The sequence below is a fragment of the Corynebacterium massiliense DSM 45435 genome, assembly GCF_028609805.1.
Classification (GTDB): Bacteria; Actinomycetota; Actinomycetes; order Mycobacteriales; family Mycobacteriaceae; genus Corynebacterium; species Corynebacterium massiliense.
In genome coordinates this window covers 117599-133054 of record NZ_CP063189.1, presented here as the reverse complement: position 1 = coordinate 133054, position 15456 = coordinate 117599, and the positions used below count along the sequence as shown (strand labels likewise).

The 15456-nt window shown below is 64.6% G+C and carries 16 protein-coding genes and 3 tRNA genes; 13 read left to right on the top strand and 6 right to left on the bottom strand.

What is annotated here, in order from left to right:
- Positions 1–50: 50 nt before the first annotated feature.
- The gene (locus CMASS_RS00655) at positions 51–1400 is read left to right on the top strand and encodes an IS256 family transposase (RefSeq protein WP_273665896.1); all 1350 of its coding nucleotides are present in this window, start codon (positions 51–53) and stop codon (positions 1398–1400) included.
- Positions 1401–1470: 70 nt separating this feature from the next.
- A complete protein-coding gene (locus CMASS_RS00650; protein WP_273665904.1) occupies positions 1471–2631 on the top strand; it encodes an IS481 family transposase in 1161 nt (386 codons plus the stop codon).
- Positions 2632–2764: 133 nt separating this feature from the next.
- Here CMASS_RS00650 and CMASS_RS00645 read toward each other — a convergent pair.
- The 3 genes from CMASS_RS00645 to CMASS_RS00635 form a co-directional block, all read right to left on the bottom strand.
- Positions 2765–2837 (bottom strand) — tRNA-Arg (locus CMASS_RS00645).
- Positions 2838–2931: 94 nt separating this feature from the next.
- A complete protein-coding gene (mgtE, locus tag CMASS_RS00640; protein WP_420536145.1) occupies positions 2932–4290 on the bottom strand; it encodes a magnesium transporter in 1359 nt (452 codons plus the stop codon).
- A gap of 96 nt (positions 4291–4386) precedes the next feature.
- Positions 4387–4478: transfer RNA gene (locus CMASS_RS00635), tRNA-Ser, on the bottom strand.
- 67 nt (positions 4479–4545) lie between these two features.
- Here CMASS_RS00635 and CMASS_RS00630 point away from each other — a divergent pair.
- On the top strand, positions 4546–4953 hold the full coding sequence (locus CMASS_RS00630; RefSeq protein WP_022863204.1) for a phage holin family protein: 408 nt from the start codon (positions 4546–4548) through the stop codon (positions 4951–4953).
- Here CMASS_RS00630 and CMASS_RS00625 read toward each other — a convergent pair.
- Positions 4950–5222 (bottom strand): MoaD/ThiS family protein, encoded by a 273-nt coding sequence (locus CMASS_RS00625; RefSeq protein WP_022863203.1) that lies wholly within the window; start codon positions 5220–5222, stop codon positions 4950–4952. The two genes, CMASS_RS00630 and CMASS_RS00625, sit on opposite strands and share 4 nt — an antisense overlap.
- Positions 5223–5248: 26 nt before the next feature.
- Here CMASS_RS00625 and CMASS_RS00620 point away from each other — a divergent pair, with 26 nt between their 5' ends.
- From CMASS_RS00620 to CMASS_RS00600, 5 genes are all read left to right on the top strand, one after another.
- Entirely contained in the window at positions 5249–6400 is a 1152-nt protein-coding gene (locus CMASS_RS00620) for a molybdopterin molybdotransferase MoeA (protein ID WP_022863202.1), read from the top strand.
- Between the two features lie 2 nt (positions 6401–6402).
- Positions 6403–6876, top strand: coding sequence for a MogA/MoaB family molybdenum cofactor biosynthesis protein (locus CMASS_RS00615; RefSeq protein WP_027018709.1), 474 nt, complete (start codon positions 6403–6405; stop codon positions 6874–6876).
- A complete protein-coding gene (locus CMASS_RS00610; RefSeq protein ID WP_027018708.1) occupies positions 6866–7333 on the top strand; it encodes a molybdenum cofactor biosynthesis protein MoaE in 468 nt (155 codons plus the stop codon). The genes CMASS_RS00615 and CMASS_RS00610 overlap by 11 nt, the downstream gene beginning before the upstream one ends.
- A 2-nt stretch (positions 7334–7335) precedes the next feature.
- Positions 7336–8439 (top strand): ThiF family adenylyltransferase, encoded by a 1104-nt coding sequence (locus CMASS_RS00605; RefSeq protein WP_027018707.1) that lies wholly within the window; start codon positions 7336–7338, stop codon positions 8437–8439.
- 73 nt (positions 8440–8512) lie between these two features.
- On the top strand, positions 8513–9499 hold the full coding sequence (locus tag CMASS_RS00600; RefSeq protein WP_022863200.1) for a hypothetical protein: 987 nt from the start codon (positions 8513–8515) through the stop codon (positions 9497–9499).
- Position 9500: 1 nt separating this feature from the next.
- Here CMASS_RS00600 and CMASS_RS00595 read toward each other — a convergent pair.
- Positions 9501–9588, bottom strand: a tRNA-Ser gene (locus CMASS_RS00595).
- A 90-nt stretch (positions 9589–9678) separates the two neighbouring features.
- Here CMASS_RS00595 and CMASS_RS00590 point away from each other — a divergent pair.
- Positions 9679–10635, top strand: coding sequence for an NAD(P)H-quinone oxidoreductase (locus CMASS_RS00590; RefSeq protein WP_027018706.1), 957 nt, complete (start codon positions 9679–9681; stop codon positions 10633–10635).
- 11 nt (positions 10636–10646) lie between these two features.
- Here CMASS_RS00590 and CMASS_RS00585 read toward each other — a convergent pair whose 3' ends face one another.
- Entirely contained in the window at positions 10647–11891 is a 1245-nt protein-coding gene (locus tag CMASS_RS00585) for an aminotransferase class V-fold PLP-dependent enzyme (RefSeq protein WP_022863199.1), read from the bottom strand.
- Between the two features lie 130 nt (positions 11892–12021).
- Between CMASS_RS00585 and wzm the strand changes: the two genes are divergently transcribed.
- From wzm to CMASS_RS00565, 4 genes are all read left to right on the top strand, one after another.
- Complete coding sequence (gene wzm / locus CMASS_RS00580) at positions 12022–12873, top strand: galactan export ABC transporter permease subunit Wzm/RfbD (protein ID WP_051126857.1); 852 nt, start codon at positions 12022–12024, stop codon at positions 12871–12873.
- A 24-nt stretch (positions 12874–12897) separates the two neighbouring features.
- The gene (gene wzt, locus CMASS_RS00575) at positions 12898–13698 is read left to right on the top strand and encodes a galactan export ABC transporter ATP-binding subunit Wzt/RfbE (protein WP_022863197.1); all 801 of its coding nucleotides are present in this window, start codon (positions 12898–12900) and stop codon (positions 13696–13698) included.
- Positions 13699–13711: 13 nt separating this feature from the next.
- Positions 13712–14614 (top strand): galactofuranosyltransferase GlfT1, encoded by a 903-nt coding sequence (gene glfT1 / locus CMASS_RS00570; RefSeq protein WP_022863196.1) that lies wholly within the window; start codon positions 13712–13714, stop codon positions 14612–14614.
- 76 nt (positions 14615–14690) lie between these two features.
- Entirely contained in the window at positions 14691–15254 is a 564-nt protein-coding gene (locus CMASS_RS00565) for a hypothetical protein (RefSeq protein ID WP_156831804.1), read from the top strand.
- Positions 15255–15456: the final 202 nt, after the last annotated feature.

Here is a 15456-nt window from a genome sequence, read left to right as displayed (position 1 = left end):
GTCAGGAAGTTTGTGTGTGAGGCTCTGATCTAGAAGGAGTTTCACCGATAATGACTACGGTGTCACCGAAGAAAAACCATGACCCGGCAAAGGTCAATGAGATCAGCGAGAAGCTGATGGAAAATCCTGAGCTCGCCAGCTTGATCAGCGAGCTGTCGGCTTCCGCTGATGATGCAAGCGAGCTGGTCAAAGGCCTGCTACAGGCATCAATCAACGCTGGTCTGCAGGCGGAGATGGATGCGCATTTGGGCTATAGCCATTCTGACCGCAAGACCAAAGCCCAAGTCGAATCCGCACAGGGCAACAATCACCGCAATGGGTCGTACACCAAGACCGTCAATTCTGGCTACGGCGCGGTGGAAGTGACCGTGCCCAGGGACCGTGCCGGCACCTTTACTCCCCGGATGGTGCCCAAGGGCGCACGCCGACTCACAGAACTCGACGACATGATCGTCTCGCTATACGCCGGCGGGATGACAGTGCGCGATATCCAGCATCACCTCGCGACCACGCTCGGGGTGGATATGAGCCCGGATACGATCAGCACCATTACCGATGCGGTGTTAGACGAGGTCATGATCTGGCAAAACCGCCAGCTCGACGAGTTCTACCCGGTGATCTTCCTCGACGCGCTACGCGTGAAAATCCGTGACGGCCACCGCGTGGTCAACAAGTCCTGCTATATGGCGGTTGGCGTCGACATGGACGGCATCAAGCACATCCTGGGATTGTGGATCGCTGAAAATGAAGGTGCCGCATTCTGGGCATCGGTCTGCGCGGATCTGGCCAACCGCGGTGTCCAGGACGTGTTCATTGTCTGCTGCGACGGGCTCAAAGGCCTGCCGGAAGCCGTGGAAGCCACCTGGCCGAATTCCATGGTGCAGACCTGTATCGTGCACCTGATTCGGGCTGCGAACCGGTGGGTGTCCTACCAAGACCGCAAAGGGGTCTCCCGGGCGCTGCGTGAGGTCTACACGGCCGCAAACGAGGACACCGCCCGTGCCGCCTTGGATGCGTTCGAAGCCAGTGAACTGGGCCGGAAATACCCGCAATCGGTCAAAGTCTGGCGCGACGCTTGGGAGCGGTTCGTGCCGTTTCTACAGTTCCCGCCGGCGGCACGCCGGGTGCTCTACACCACCAATTCGATCGAGTCGCTGAATGCTGAACTGCGTAAAGCTACCCGTAACCGCGGCCAGTTCCCGAACGATACCGCGGCGTTGAAAACGCTGTGGCTGATGATCTGCAACATCGAAGACAAGCGCGCCGCCCAGCGAGCCAAGAAAGCGAAGCGCGATATCGAATGCAACGGCTATATTGAAGGAGCGAAAGCCACCGGGTGGAAACAAGCCATCAACCAACTAGCCGTGGCTTACCCCGACCGATTCGCGGACTACTTGTAAACCAAACCCCCGCACACAAAGAATCGGACACTCTCACAGTTGACAGGTGTGTCGCGTCATCGTTGACAGCATGAATAGTCCGAACCGCAATCTCGCGATCATCAAAGCTGTCCGTGAGCAACACCAACCAGTCGCTCGAGTCGCTACGCGTTTCAACGTGTCCCGCCAGTGGGTCTACGCCTTACTCCGCCGCTACGACACTGGCGGTCCACAAGCGGTAAAGCCGAAGTCGAAAGCACCGCACTCCAACCCACGCGCAGTATCCAAAAAGCTCAAGAAAACCATCATCAACATGCGCAAACAGCTCGACCACTCCGGGCTGGATTCCGGGGCAGAAACCATCCAGTTCCACCTGGAACAACAAGGTATGTATGCCCCATCTACCTCGACGATCGTGCGCATCCTCCGCGACCACGGCCTCGTGCAGCCAGAACCAAAAAAGCGGCCGAGAACCTCATTTATCCGCTTCGAAGCATCCCGCCCCAATGAATGCTGGCAAGCAGACATCACACACGCATATCTCACCGGCGGAAGACGCGTCGAAATCCTCGACTTCATCGACGACCACTCCCGACTGCTGCTGTCCATTACAGCCAGCCGGTCCTTTTCTGGGCCTGCCGTCGCCGACGAACTATCACACCTCATCAGCGACTTCGGCCCACCACAATCCACCCTCACCGACAACGGGCTGGTGTTTACCGCCCGCAACGCCGGGGCAAAAGGCGGCCGTAACGCCTTCGAAAAACTCATCCGCAACCACCGGATCCAACAGAAAAACGGCAGGCCAGGACACCCACAAACCCAAGGAAAAATCGAACGATTCCACCAAACACTCAAACGGTGGCTATCGCGCCAACCCACCGTCAACACCATCGACGAACTACAACAACAACTCGACCGATTCGCCGCCTACTACAACACCAACCGCCCACACCGAGCCCTCGGCAGACGCACCCCATACGAGGTCTACAACGCATCCACGAAAGCCAGCCCCGACGACAACCCCACCGAAGAATGGCGTACACGCAACGACAAAGTCGACAAAGCCGGCCGCTGCACCATCCGCTACGCAGGCAGGCTTTACCACCTAGGAATGGGCCGAAAATACACCGGCCACCACGTCCTGATGATCATCAAAGACCGCCACATCACCACATCACTCAAAGACACCGGCGCCATCATCACCGAGCACTACATCGACACCAGCCGCAACTACCAAGCCCCAATCTAGAAACACGGCGAACCCCCACTCAACTAACCCCCAGAAAACAAAAGGCGCCCACCGAGAAAAAAACTCGGCGGACGCCCATCTGTCAACGATGTCGCGACAGTTTTGTCAACTATGACGCGACACAGGACATTTGTGCGCCCGGAGGGATTCGAACCCCCAACCTTCTGATCCGTAGTCAGATGCTCTATCCGTTGAGCTACGGGCGCATGCTGCGAAGAATCGCTCTTTGCAACGAGATGTAACTATAGTCGGCTTCCACCCACGGAACAAAACAGCTGGTTAACGGCCGGTTACGGCGCGCTATAAGCCGAGCACGGCGCGGGCGATGAAGAAGTAAATGATAAGGCCCGCGGCGTCGCAGAAGGTGGAGATGAACGGATTCGAAAACACAGCCGGGTCCGCGCCGACCACCTTGGCCAGAATCGGCATGACACCGCCCACGGTGGCGGACAAGGTGCAAATGCCCAGCAGGGTCGTGCCGATGACGAGGCCGATGTGCATGTCGTAGACCAGCGAGGCGATGATGAAGCCGAGGATGCCCAGCGTCGCGCCGAGCAGCATGCCCACGCGCATCTCGCGCCACATGACCTGGAGGACGTCGCTCTTTCGGACATCGCCAAGCGCCAGCGCACGGGTGACCGTCGTCGCCGCCTGGTTGCCCGTGTTGCCGCCCGTGCCGGTCAACAGCGGGATGAACAGGGACAGCACCACGGCCTGCTCCAGCACAGACTCAAAGGAATCGAGCACCTTCACCGTGAGGATGGCGGAGACGGCGAGCACGAGCAGCCAGACGATGCGCGAGCGCACCAGCTTGAGCAGCGGGGTGGACATGTACGGCTGCTGCAGCGCCTCCGTACCGCCGGAACGCGCAGAGTCCTCACTGTCCTCTTCCTCCACGATGTCGGCCGCATCGTCCCAGGTGAGCAGGCCGATGAGGCGGTCGGAGTCATCGACAATCGGCAGGGCCAGAAGGTCGAGCGGCAAAAACCAGCGCGCGGTCTCCTCCGCGTCCGCCTGCGCGTAGGCGTAGATGGGCTCGTGCATCAGATCCTCGACCATGCGGCCGGACTTGGCGATGAAGAGCTCACGCAGGCTCATCACACCCACCAGGCGCCGGTCCTTGCGCACGATGGGCACCGTGTAGATGGTCTCCAGGTCCGGCGCCTCGCGCCGCAGCTTTTCCAGCGCCTCGTCCACCGTCATCTCGCGGTAGATGTCCGGCACCTCCGGCGACATGCGGCGGCCCACCGAACCCTTCGGGTAACCGAGCACCACCCCGGTGATGTCCTGGTCGGGCTTGTCCAGGCTGCGCAGCAGGCGGTCCGCGATCTCCGCCGGCAGCTCGTCCAGCAACGACACGCGGTCTTCCGGCTCGAGGGCGTCGAAGAACTCGTAGACGTCGGAGTTGCCCAGCTCGTCGATAATGTCCGCCTGGTGCGCGGCGTCGAGGGCGTCGAAAACAGCAATGGACTTTTCCCGGCTGAGCAGGCGGAGCACCACCGCCGCGCGCACGGGGTTCTGGCGCTCGACGAGGGCGACGACGTCCTGGATCGGCGGCTCGTCCAGAAGCGCCTGCATCTTCGGGGCGTCTTCCGGGTCGATGTCGCTGCCGGAACGCAGCATGAGCTCGAGCGCGCCGATGGTCTCGTCTACCGACATGGTCATTAGCTGCCACCTCTCGCCTGGATACCTATCGGCCCTTGACAATAGATGAAAAATGCCTCCCCCGCTTCTCGCAGGGGAGGCATCTGTATGTGGCGGAGACGAGAGGATTTGAACCTCCGGCCCTCCGTTAAGAGGGCAACTCATTAGCAGTGAGCCCCATTCGGCCGCTCTGGCACGTCTCCAGTGTTTATACACAGTACCTGCCGCACGTCAGCGCACCAAACTCAGAGGAAAGTTAGGCTGTTGCCCATGCGTTCTTTCCTCAACTTCCTCCTCCACGTCGTCTGCGTAGCCGCCGCCCTGTGGTTCGTGGTCAAGCTCATCCCGGGTCTCAGCATCACCCCGACCGCGGGCGGCAGCGAGGCCGGCGCGTTTGTCACCGTCGCCGTGGTCTTCGTCGTGGTCAACACGTTCATCGCCCCAGTCCTGCGCCTGTTCGGCGCCCCGATTACCTGCCTGACCTTGGGCCTTTTCTCCCTGGTCATCAACGGCGCGGTGCTCTACCTCACCGCCTGGCTACTCCAGTCGTTGGACCTGGGCCTGGGCGAGCTGCACATCTCCAACTGGTGGGCCGCCATCTTCGGCGCGATCGCCCTGGCCATCGTCTCCTCCATCATCAACGCGGTGACCAGCCCGCTGCGCGCGGCCGCGCGCTAACCCCCAGCAAACGGCGGGAGGATATCCACGCGACTCACCCCCGCCAGCGAAGCGGCGCGACCGCCAACCGTTTCCGCGTTGGCGCCATCGAGCAGGAACGAGCAGCGCTTGACGATGTCCGCCAGCCCCATCCCCGCGTCCGTCGTCCCTGCGTGGGTATCCGCCAGGTGGTCAACGAGCTCGCCCAGCGTCGCCGGGGGATTATCCAGACGCTCGTGGGAGGCGCCCGCGGCCGCCCGGGCGGCGGCGAAGTAGTGGACATCCAACATGGCGCTCACTATATATTCTGAGATCCATGCGTACCTATGACGATCACCTCGCGGCGGTGCGCGAGGCGGCCGGCCACCGCGGCACCGTCACCCTCCCCCTGCTGGAGGCGGTACAACGCCGGGCGCGCACCGCCACGGATACGGTGGCGCAATTCGACTCGCCGCGCTTCCACAACTCGCAGATGGACGGCTACGCCCTGCCCGATACAGCGGGCGGATCGTTCACCGTGGGCCCGACGATTGCCGCAGGAGCCGATGCCGCCGCGTTGTACCCGGGCGGGTTAGACGGCCTCGCCGCCCCCATCATGACCGGCGCGCCGGTCCCCCGCGGCACCGCCTGCGTCGTTCCGGTTGAGGACTGCACGCCCGGCGAGTTCGCTGAAGAAGGCGCGCAGGTGACCGCCCCCGCCAGCCTGGACGGGAAGTTCGTCCGCGCGGCCGGATCGGATGCCCGGCGCGGCGAGGTCCTTGTCCCCGCGGGCACGGTCGTCGATCCGATCGTGGTGGCCACCCTGGCCGGCCAAGATCTCACGAGCGTCACGGTCACCCGCCCGGCGCGCGTGGTCATCGTCACCGGCGGCAAGGAGATCGGCTCGCAGATCCCGGACTCGAACGGCCCGATGCTCGCCGCCGCGTGCGCCCAGGCGGGCATCGAGGTCGCGGATACGCTTCACACCGACGACGATCCCGGCGCGCTGCGGGAGCGGTTGGACCGGGCCATCGCCACGCATGGCCCCGATGCCGTGCTCACCTCCGGCGGGATCAGTCACGGGAAGTTCGAGGTGGTCCGCGACATTTTGGAGCCGCACGGCTGGTTCGGCCACGTCGCGCAGCAGCCCGGCGGCCCGCAGGGGCTGGCCGTCTACCGCGGCACGCCGTGCATCTGCATGCCCGGCAACCCGGTGTCTACTTTGGTGAGCTTCCGGCTCTACGTCGCGCCCGTGCTGGGCGCCGCCCCCGGCCCGCAGCGGGCCGCGCTGGAGGCTCACGAGCCGGTTGCGGGGTTGCCGCACAAGGAGCGGTTCTACCGCGGGGTACTGCGCGACGGGAAGGCTCGCGTCCTCGGTGGGGCCGGATCCCACCTCATCGCGCAGGCGGTGGGCGCGAACTGCCTTATCCGCATCCCGGCGGGACATTCTCTTCCCGGCGGCGCCGACGTGGTCGTCTACCCTTTCTAGGTATGCGAAAAGGTCACGTCATCGTCGCCAGCACCCGGGCGGCAAGCGGTTCGTTGACGGACACGTCTGGCCCCCGCGCGGTGGATTTCCTACGTGCGCAAGGGATTGATACTCCCGATGCGGCCGTCGTCGCGGACGCGGACATCGCTCAGGCGGTCGACGCCGCGCTTGCCAGCGCCCCCTCCGTCCTCCTTACCTCCGGCGGCACCGGGATTACCGGTGACGATCAGACGGTGGAGGCGGTGGAGCGGCACATCGTCAAGCATCTGCCCGGCATCGTCCACGCCTTTTGGGCGGAGGGGCTCAAGCACACCCCCACCGCGATCGCCTCGCGCGCGGTGGCGGGGATGACCACCCACGGCACCTTCGTGATGACCCTGCCCGGCTCCCGGGGCGGGGTGAAAGACGGCTGCGCCGTGCTGGAACCTGTCCTGGGCCACCTGCTCGACCTCGCGGAGGGCAACCGTGAGCACTAACCGCCCGGATCCGGACTACGTCGCCGCGCAGACCGGGAAGGTCGTCGGCGCGGTCATCACCGATAAACCACTGGAGCCGCTCGTGGCGCAGGCCCGGCGCGAGACCATGACCCGCGCGATGGGGGCGCTGGTCACCTTCGAGGGCGTGGTGCGCGACCACGATGGCGGCAACCGCGTCGCCGCGCTGGCGTACGAGGCGCACCCGAGCGCCCCCGCCGAGCTGATGCGTGTGCTCCACACCGTTACCGCCGCGCACCCCGTCCGCGCGTGGGCGGCCCACCGCACCGGGGACGTGCCGATTGGGCACGCCGCCTTCGTCGTCGTGGTCGCCGCCGCCCACCGCGGGGCGGCGTTTGCGGCCTGCGAGGAGATCGCCGACCGCACCAAGGCGGACGTGCCCATCTGGAAGGAGCAGGAGCTGGCAGAAGGCGGCACCCAGTGGGTGGGGCTCGAATGAGCCTGACCAACCAGCAGCTGGCGCGGTACGTCCGCCAGGTATCCCTGGCCGGTTTCGGCGGCGCGGCGCAGGAAAAGCTGCTTCGCGCCCACGTCCTCGTCGTTGGTGCGGGCGGGCTCGGTTCGCCGGCGCTCCTCTACCTCGCCGGTGCGGGCGTGGGCCATGTGACCGTGATCGATGACGACGAGGTCAGCCTGTCCAACCTGCACCGCCAGGTCATCCACTCCACTGCCGCCGTGGGCACGCCCAAGGTGGATTCCGCCCGGGCCGCGCTGGATGCCCTCAACCCGGAGGTGGAGGTCACTGCGATAAACGGCCGGCTCACCCGGGACAACGCGCAGGGGCTTCTTGCCGACGTCGACGTCGTCCTCGACGGCTCGGACAACCTGGCCACCCGCTACCTCACCTCGTGGGCGTGCGCGCGGGCGGGGATTCCCCACGTGTGGGCATCCATCCTCGGTTTCGACGCGCAGCTGTCGGTCTTCTGGGCAGGCCACGGACCGCTTTTCGAGGACGTCTTCCCCACCCCGCCCGCGCCGGGCACGGTGCCGTCGTGCGCGGCCGCCGGCGTGTTGGGGCCGGTGGTCGGTACTGTCGGTTCTGCGATGGCGATGGAAGCCATCAAGCTCGTCACGGGAATAGGCACCCCGCTCATGGGCCGGGTGGGCTACTTCTCCGCGCTCGACGGGACGTGGGAGTACCTGCCTGTCGTCGCGCACGCGGAGACCGCCCGCCGGGTCACTGCGGGGGTCGTGCTTGCCCGTGCTGTGCGGAACGCCGAACTGGAGGAGACCACCATGCACGACGACGTGAAAGAAGTAGACAGCATCCCCGACGGCGCGCTGATTATCGATGTGCGCGATCCGGAAGAGGTCGTAGAAGCAGCCATCCCCGGCTCCGTGAACTTCCCGCTCGCGGACATCGAGGACGGCGGCACCCCTCCCGGGGTGGAGCAGGCCCTCGACCGTGACCAGCCGGTCGTCTTGCACTGCGCCGGCGGCAAGCGTTCGGCCCAGGCCGTGAAAATCCTGCAGGAGCGCGGCCTCGACGGCCCGCTGTACTCCCTGCGCGGCGGCATCAACGCGTGGCTGGAGGACCAGCTCTAACCCCCGGGGATGACATGGATTTCAGCCCAGAGGTTGATGCGAACTTCCTGGGTAGCGGGTGAAAATTGCGGGTATGAAAAAGAAAATTCCCTGGATCCTGCACTGGATCGCCCGCCTCCTCATCTGCTTTATGGTCCTGCCCTACGCAGTCATGAAGCTCAACCTCATGCAGATGGGCGTAGTGGACTACTCCCAGTTGCTCATCACGCAGGGTGAGAAGTCCCCCATGGGCTTCCTCTGGACGTTCATGGCGCTATCGCCGGTCATCCAGTTCACCGCCGGCGCCGTCGAACTCCTCGCAGGAATTCTGGTGCTGTGGCGGCGCACCGCGTGGCTCGGCGGTCTCATCGGCACGGTCTCACTGGGTGTGGTGTGGCTGCTCAACATGACCTACGACGTACCGGTCAAGCAGCTGTCGTTCGCCCAAATGGTGCTGTTCTTCCTCGTCTTAGCGCCGTGGTTGCCGCGGCTTGGACGGTTTATTGCCGGCCGCCCCGTCGGCCCACTGGAGGAGCCGCGCCTTATCGAGTCGCCGAAGGTGCACCGCTTTACCCGGTGGTTCCCAGCCGCGGCCACCGTGGTCATCCTGGCCGGATCGGCCTACGCCGCCGCCGTGGGGTTACCGCACCTACTGCGCCCGGAGAGCACGCAATTGGCTGGCGTCTACGAGGTCACCCAGGACAGCGACCAACCCGCAGACTCGCTTGCCGATGACACCCGCTGGCACTACCTCGCCTTAGGCAACATGGACGCAGGCCCCGACCAAGAGCACATGTTCTCCCTCCGCCGCGTCAACGGCGACCTGCAGTACGGCTTCTACACCGTCGACGGTGATCACATCACCCTTGAGCTATCGGAGCCCATGACCAACGACGAAACGAATGCCGGTCCCGGATGGGACGAAGAGCCCGTGGAGACTGTGGAATTGCACTGGGAGACAACGGACGACGGCATGAGGTTCACCGGCGATGATTCCACCCGCGAGCTGGAACGCTACGAGCTAGGTGAGCAGCTAGTGAGCCGTCCATTTAGCTGGACGGGCACGCCGTACAACAGGTAGCTGGCGGAGACGGAGGGATTTGAACCCTCGGTGGGTTGCCCCACGCCGGTTTTCAAGACCGGTGCATTCGGCCGCTCTGCCACGTCTCCCGTGTCCTCGCCGAATGGCGAGACGTGAACAGCGTACCCGACCACCCGCGCGTAGCCGAAATGGGTTTTGCGCGTTTACTGTGGAAGGGCATGAAGGCAATCCAGCAGACGAATACCGACGATCCCCGCTCCCTGGAGCTGCGAGAAACCGAGACGCCGAAACTTCAATCCGGCGAGGTCTTGGTCAAAGTCGCCGCCGCCGGCGTGAACCGCGCCGACCTCGTGCAAGCACAGGGCAACTACCCGCCGCCGAAGGGCGCCTCCGAGATCATCGGCCTGGAGTGCACCGGCACGATTGCCGATGCCGGCGACACCGACCGTGAAGTCGGCGAAGAGGTCGCCTGCCTGCTGGCCGGCGGTGGCTACGCCGAGTACGTCGCCGTGCCCGAAGGCCAGCTTATGCCCATCCCGAAGGAGCTGAGCCTCACCGAGACCGCCGCGGTGGTGGAGGTCGCCACCACCGTGTGGTCCAACCTGGGGATGGTCGCAGGAGTCAAGGAGGGCGACCGCGTGCTTATCCACGGCGGCTCCGGCGGCATCGGTTCCTTTGCCATCCAGCTGTGCAAGGCGCTCGGCGCGGAGGTGGCCGTGACGGCCGGCTCGGCAGAAAAGCTCGAGTACTGCAAGAACTTGGGCGCCGACATCGCCATCAACTACAAGGAAGACAGCTTCGTCGACAAGCTCAAGGGCTCGTGCAACGTGATCCTCGACGTGGTGGGCGGGCCCTACCTGGAGGACAACATCAAGTGCCTGGCCACCGACGGCCAGCTCGTGGTCATCGCCGTGCAGGGCGGGCCCAAGGGCACGCTGTCACTGGGCCGGATGATGCCGCGCCGACTATCCGTCCACGCCACCACGCTGCGCGCCCGGCCAACGGAGATGAAGGCGGCCATCTGCCGCTCCACCGAAGAGCACGTGTGGCCGCTTATCGAGGAAGGAAAGATCACCCATTCCCTGACCAAGACGTTCCCGCTTGCCGATGCCGCCGCCGCCCACGAATACTTGGACTCCGGCGACTCCACCGGCAAGGTCGTCCTCGAGGTCTAAACGAAAAGCGTTTACGCCAGCGAGGCGAGCACCCGGGTTAAGTGCTCCACGTCGGCGGACGTGTTGAACGGGCCGAGCGCCACGGTGACCGCGCCGCCGATCTCGTCGACGCCCATGTTGGTCAGAAGCGGGGTGCGCGGGGACAAGGTGGTCACCAGCCCGTTGTCGAAGAGGCGCTGGTGCACCGTCTCCGCGGGCACGCCGCGGACCGCGAAAGAGATGCGCGGCAGGCGGTTGTCGGTCGCGTCCGCCGCGGCCTCCCCGGTCACGCCGAGGATGTGCACCGCCGGCAGGGTGCCCAGGAACGTGTACAGATCGTGGCCCAGTCCGTCGAGGTAGCCCTGCAGCGAGGTCATGGAGCTGACGATCCGGCGCCGCCGCGAGCCCTTCTGGCCCGCGACCAGGTCCGCGAGGTGGTCGGCCAGCGGGCCCACGCCGCCGGCCAGCCCGGCGGAGACTGGGGTTTCTAGCTGGCCCGCCCCGCTGTTTTCGCGCTCCGGGCTTAACGCGTCGATGCGGCGGAACATCTTGGTATCGCGGAAGATGAGCGCGGCGACCTGCGGTCCGCCCAGCTCGGCGAGATCGATGCCCAGGATATCCGCGTCGAGCTCGTCGGCGTCGATGGGACGGTAGGGCGCGAGGCTGGAGACATCGAGAAGCGTCCACGCACGGGACTTCTCGTGCACGATGTCGAAGATCTCCTCCGCCGGCGCGACGGTGCCGAGCAGCTCGTGCGAGGCGGAGAGGGAGACGAGGCGGGTGGAGCCATCGACAAGCTCCGCGAACTGGTACGCCGGCAGCTCCCCGGTCCCCAGGTCCGGCTCGGCCCACCGCACCTCCGCGTCGATGCCGCGGAACGCGCGGGCGAGCACCGGCGGATCCAGCCGGGACAGCACCACCGAGGAATTGGACCGCAACAGCGGCGAGATGACCTGGGCGAGCGCCTGGTACAGCGCGGGCAGGCTCGGGCCGAGCACGACGCGATCCGCACTTGCGCCGACGAGATCGGCCACGGCGATGCGCGCGCTGTCGACCAAGTTGTGGCCCTCGAGGCGGCCGGCCTCCGGGCGCGCGGAATGCGTACCGGTGGGGACGTCGAAGCTCGCGACGGCGGTGGACATGCGGAATGACCGGGCGACACCTGCCGCGACACGCTCCGCCAACTGCGGCGTGTCGTGCGCGTTCAGGTAGGTCCATCCGTCGGATAAGCCGGTATAGAGGCCGCGCACGCGGGCCGCGTCATACCGTGCTGGCATTGCCTGTCCTCCCCTTGGCCGTCACTTCGAACTCTCACTTTATACGGCACCGCCCAGCGGGCAAGAAATCTCCCGCGCTAGGGTAAGCACCGTGTCAGAGAAAGAAAATCTGCAAGCAAACGTTGAGCGCATGACTCACGTCCCGGAGGCGGATCACGCCCCCGCGTCGCGCTCTATGTCGTTTTCTGCTGCCCTGGGCGACCTCGTCCAGGGCGCCAAGCAGCGCGAACTGTGGTTCATGCTGGGCCTGCAGGACATCAAGCAGCGCTACCGGCGCTCCGTGCTGGGCCCGCTGTGGATCACCATCGCCACCGGCGTCATGGCCGCGGCCTTGGGCCTGCTCTACTCGATGCTTTTCCAAATCCCCGTGGCGAAGTTCCTGCCCCACGTCACCGTGGGCCTTATTATGTGGAACTTTATCTCGGGCGCCATCAAAGAGGGCTCGACCATCTTCATCGACAACGAGGGGCTGATTAAACAACTCCCCGCGCCCCTGTCGGTGCACGTCTACCGCCTGGTGTGGCGCCAGACCCTCTTCTTGGCCCACAACCTGGTCATCTGGCTCGCGCTCATCATCATCTTTCCGCGCGCGCTGGGCTGGGAGTTCTTCCTCTTCATCCCGGGCCTGTTCCTGTTGCTGGTCAACGGCGTGTGGGTGGCTATGTTCTTCGGCATCATCGCCACGCGCTTCCGCGACGTCGCCCCACTGCTCGAGGCCCTGGTGCAGCTGCTGTTCTACGTCACCCCGATCGTATGGATGACAGACACGCTGCACGAACAGGGCGGAGCGGTCTCCCAGCGCGCCCGCATCGCGGAACTCAACCCGCTGTACCACTACCTGGAGGTGGTGCGCTCGCCCATGATCGGCGAGCCCGTCGCCGCCTACCACTGGCTCATCGTCATTGCCTGCACGCTCGTCGGCCTGTTCATCGCCCTGCTGGTGATGAAGCGGTGGCGCTTCCGCGTGAGCTACTGGGTCTAGAAAGTCGACACGAGGAGTAATTCCATGGTTTCCATCGATACCTACAACGCGTGCGTCGACTTCCCCATCTTCGACGCGAAGTCGCGCTCGCTGAAGAAGGCAATGCTGTCGACGGCGGGCGGCGCCATCGGCAAGAACGCGGACAACACCGTCGTGGTGGAGGCGCTCAAAGACATCAACCTCCACCTCCGCGAAGGCGACCGCGTCGGCCTGGTCGGCCACAACGGCGCCGGCAAGTCCACCCTGCTGCGCCTTTTGTCCAACATCTACGAGCCCACCCGCGGCTCGGCGGATATCCGCGGCCGCGTCGCGCCCGTCTTCGACCTGGGCGTGGGCATGGACCCGGAGGTCTCCGGCTACGACAACATCATCATCCGCGGGCTGTTCCTCGGCCAGACCATCAAGCAGATGAAGTCGAAGATGGACGACATCGCGGAGTTCTCCGAGCTGGGCGACTACCTGGGCATGCCGCTGCGCACCTACTCAACCGGCATGCGCGTGCGCCTGGCGCTCGGCGTGGTCACCTCCATCGAGCCGGAGATCCTGCTTCTCGATGAAGGCATCGGCGCCGTCGACGCCGCCTTCATGGCCAAGGCCAGAAAGCGCCTGCAGGAGCTGGTCAAGCGCTCCGGCATACTGGTCTTTGCGTCACACTCCAACGACTTTCTGGCGCAGCTGTGCGACACGGCGCTGTGGATCGACCATGGGAAAATCGCAAAAGCCGGCGAGGTCGCCGACGTCGTCACCGCCTACGAGGGCGAAGAGGTCGGCGAGTACGTCCGCGACTTGCGCCGCCGCTTCGAACAGGAAGACAACGCGGGATAGCACAATGGGAGCCATGGATTTCCTTCGCGCATCCGGCAAGACCGCGGCGGTCATCGTCACGCACAAGCGCGCCGACCTCCTCCAACGCTCGCTTCACCAGGTGGTCCACCAGACCCACCCGGTGGACTGGGTGATCGTGGTGGATAACGGCGCGGAGAGCGTAGTGCGCGACATGGTCGCAGACTACGCCGGCGACCGCGCCGTCTACGTCCCGTCCCAAACCAACCTGGGCGGCGCAGGCGGATTCGCCCTCGGCTTCCTCACCGCGCTGGCGAAGGGTGCGGACGCCATCTGGTGCGCCGACGACGACGGCTGCCCCGCCGATCACGGCGTGTTGGAAGAGCTCTACCGCGTGGCCGAAAAGCACCAGCTCGCGGAGGTCTCGCCGGCCGTGTGCAACATCGACGACCCGGGCCGTCTCGCCTTCCCGCTGCGCCAGGGACTGACCTGGCACAGGCACTTGAGTGATCTGGAGGGCGATTTCCTGCCCGGCATCGCCTCCCTGTTTAACGGCGCGCTCATCTCCGCGCGTGCGATGGAAATCATCGGCGTGCCCGACTACCGCCTGTTCATCCGTGGTGACGAGGTGGAGTACCACCGCCGGCTGGCCAATTCCGGCCTGCCCTTCGGCACCGCGCTCACCTGCTCCTACCTCCACCCGGATGGCTCGGACGAGTTCAAGCCGATCCTCGGCGGCAAGATGCACACCCAGTTTCCCGACGGGGAGTTCAAACGCTTTTTCACCTACCGCAACCGCGGGTACCTGCTGGGCCAGCGCGGCATGCGCAAACTACTCCCCCAGGAATATGCCCGCTTCGGCTGGTTCTTCCTAGTCCAGCGCCGCGACCCGAAGGGCTTTTTCAACTGGCTCAAGCTGCACCGCCGTGGCCGGCGCGAGGACTTCCGGCGGCCGTAAGGACCCCGGACATTGACATCCCCCCGTTCGACTTTATTGTTTCGACGCCCTGTTAATCGTTCCGAAAGGAGATAAGATGCACATTCGAAAAGCCGTTTGCGCACTTTCGGCTGGATCCGTTCTGCTTGCGGCCCCTGCTGCGCTAGCAGAGCCATCTGATGCATCTAAGACGACCGAAGTCGAGCCATCTTCCCAGGACAGCGACGCCCAGTTTCGCTTCGAAAAAAATAGCGACTCTGACGGAGTTCTAAACCTGACGAATGCTCGTCTGTCCCTAGACGATGACGAGGTAAATATCGAATCTGCAGACGGAGAGGTGCTGGAAACGCTCCCACGGCAATTTTGGAATGGCGAAGAAGTGGTTGGGTTTACCTACAAACCCTCCGCTGACGGAAAGACCGTCCACATCCAGCAGCACTCCCTAGGCTCAAATGAAGAGAATCTCTACGAGGATCGCGGCGCGGTACGATGCGTACTGGGGACAGCCGGAGGAGCAATCGCCGGTGGCGTAGGTGGCGCCCTTGCCGGCGGCGCAGAAGGATCGATTATTCCAGGAGCCGGGACGGTGGCCGGAGCAGTCGGGTATGGCACAGCAAGCGCAATTGGTAGTGGTGCCGCTGCAGCTGCGGGTGCTTGCTAATGCGCAAATCAAGCCGGCTCTCTGACTCGGTCGTTGTTGCTCTCGCAGCTATGACTGGCGTGGTATCGGGAATCCTTGCTTGGGCGGATATTAACCGTCCATTCTTTATCTTTTCGCGTGTCTGATGGCTTTCCTACTCGTGACCTTCGGCTCGCGGATAGTCCGTTCCAACCGCAGTCAACGGGAATTTCCCCGGGATTAA

Coding starts and splice junctions, on each gene's coding strand:
- CMASS_RS00600 (WP_022863200.1), top strand. CDS start 8,513: ATGAAAAAGAAAATTCCCTGGATCCTGCACTGGATCGCCCGCCTCCTC.
- CMASS_RS00620 (WP_022863202.1), top strand. CDS start 5,249: ATGCGTACCTATGACGATCACCTCGCGGCGGTGCGCGAGGCGGCCGGC.
- CMASS_RS00625 (WP_022863203.1), bottom strand. CDS start 5,222: ATGTTGGATGTCCACTACTTCGCCGCCGCCCGGGCGGCCGCGGGCGCC.
- wzm (WP_051126857.1), top strand. CDS start 12,022: ATGACTCACGTCCCGGAGGCGGATCACGCCCCCGCGTCGCGCTCTATG.
- mgtE (WP_420536145.1), bottom strand. CDS start 4,290: ATGTCGGTAGACGAGACCATCGGCGCGCTCGAGCTCATGCTGCGTTCC.
- CMASS_RS00565 (WP_156831804.1), top strand. CDS start 14,691: ATGCACATTCGAAAAGCCGTTTGCGCACTTTCGGCTGGATCCGTTCTG.
- CMASS_RS00590 (WP_027018706.1), top strand. CDS start 9,679: ATGAAGGCAATCCAGCAGACGAATACCGACGATCCCCGCTCCCTGGAG.
- CMASS_RS00585 (WP_022863199.1), bottom strand. CDS start 11,891: ATGCCAGCACGGTATGACGCGGCCCGCGTGCGCGGCCTCTATACCGGC.
- CMASS_RS00615 (WP_027018709.1), top strand. CDS start 6,403: ATGCGAAAAGGTCACGTCATCGTCGCCAGCACCCGGGCGGCAAGCGGT.
- CMASS_RS00650 (WP_273665904.1), top strand. CDS start 1,471: ATGAATAGTCCGAACCGCAATCTCGCGATCATCAAAGCTGTCCGTGAG.
- CMASS_RS00630 (WP_022863204.1), top strand. CDS start 4,546: ATGCGTTCTTTCCTCAACTTCCTCCTCCACGTCGTCTGCGTAGCCGCC.
- glfT1 (WP_022863196.1), top strand. CDS start 13,712: ATGGATTTCCTTCGCGCATCCGGCAAGACCGCGGCGGTCATCGTCACG.
- CMASS_RS00655 (WP_273665896.1), top strand. CDS start 51: ATGACTACGGTGTCACCGAAGAAAAACCATGACCCGGCAAAGGTCAAT.
- wzt (WP_022863197.1), top strand. CDS start 12,898: ATGGTTTCCATCGATACCTACAACGCGTGCGTCGACTTCCCCATCTTC.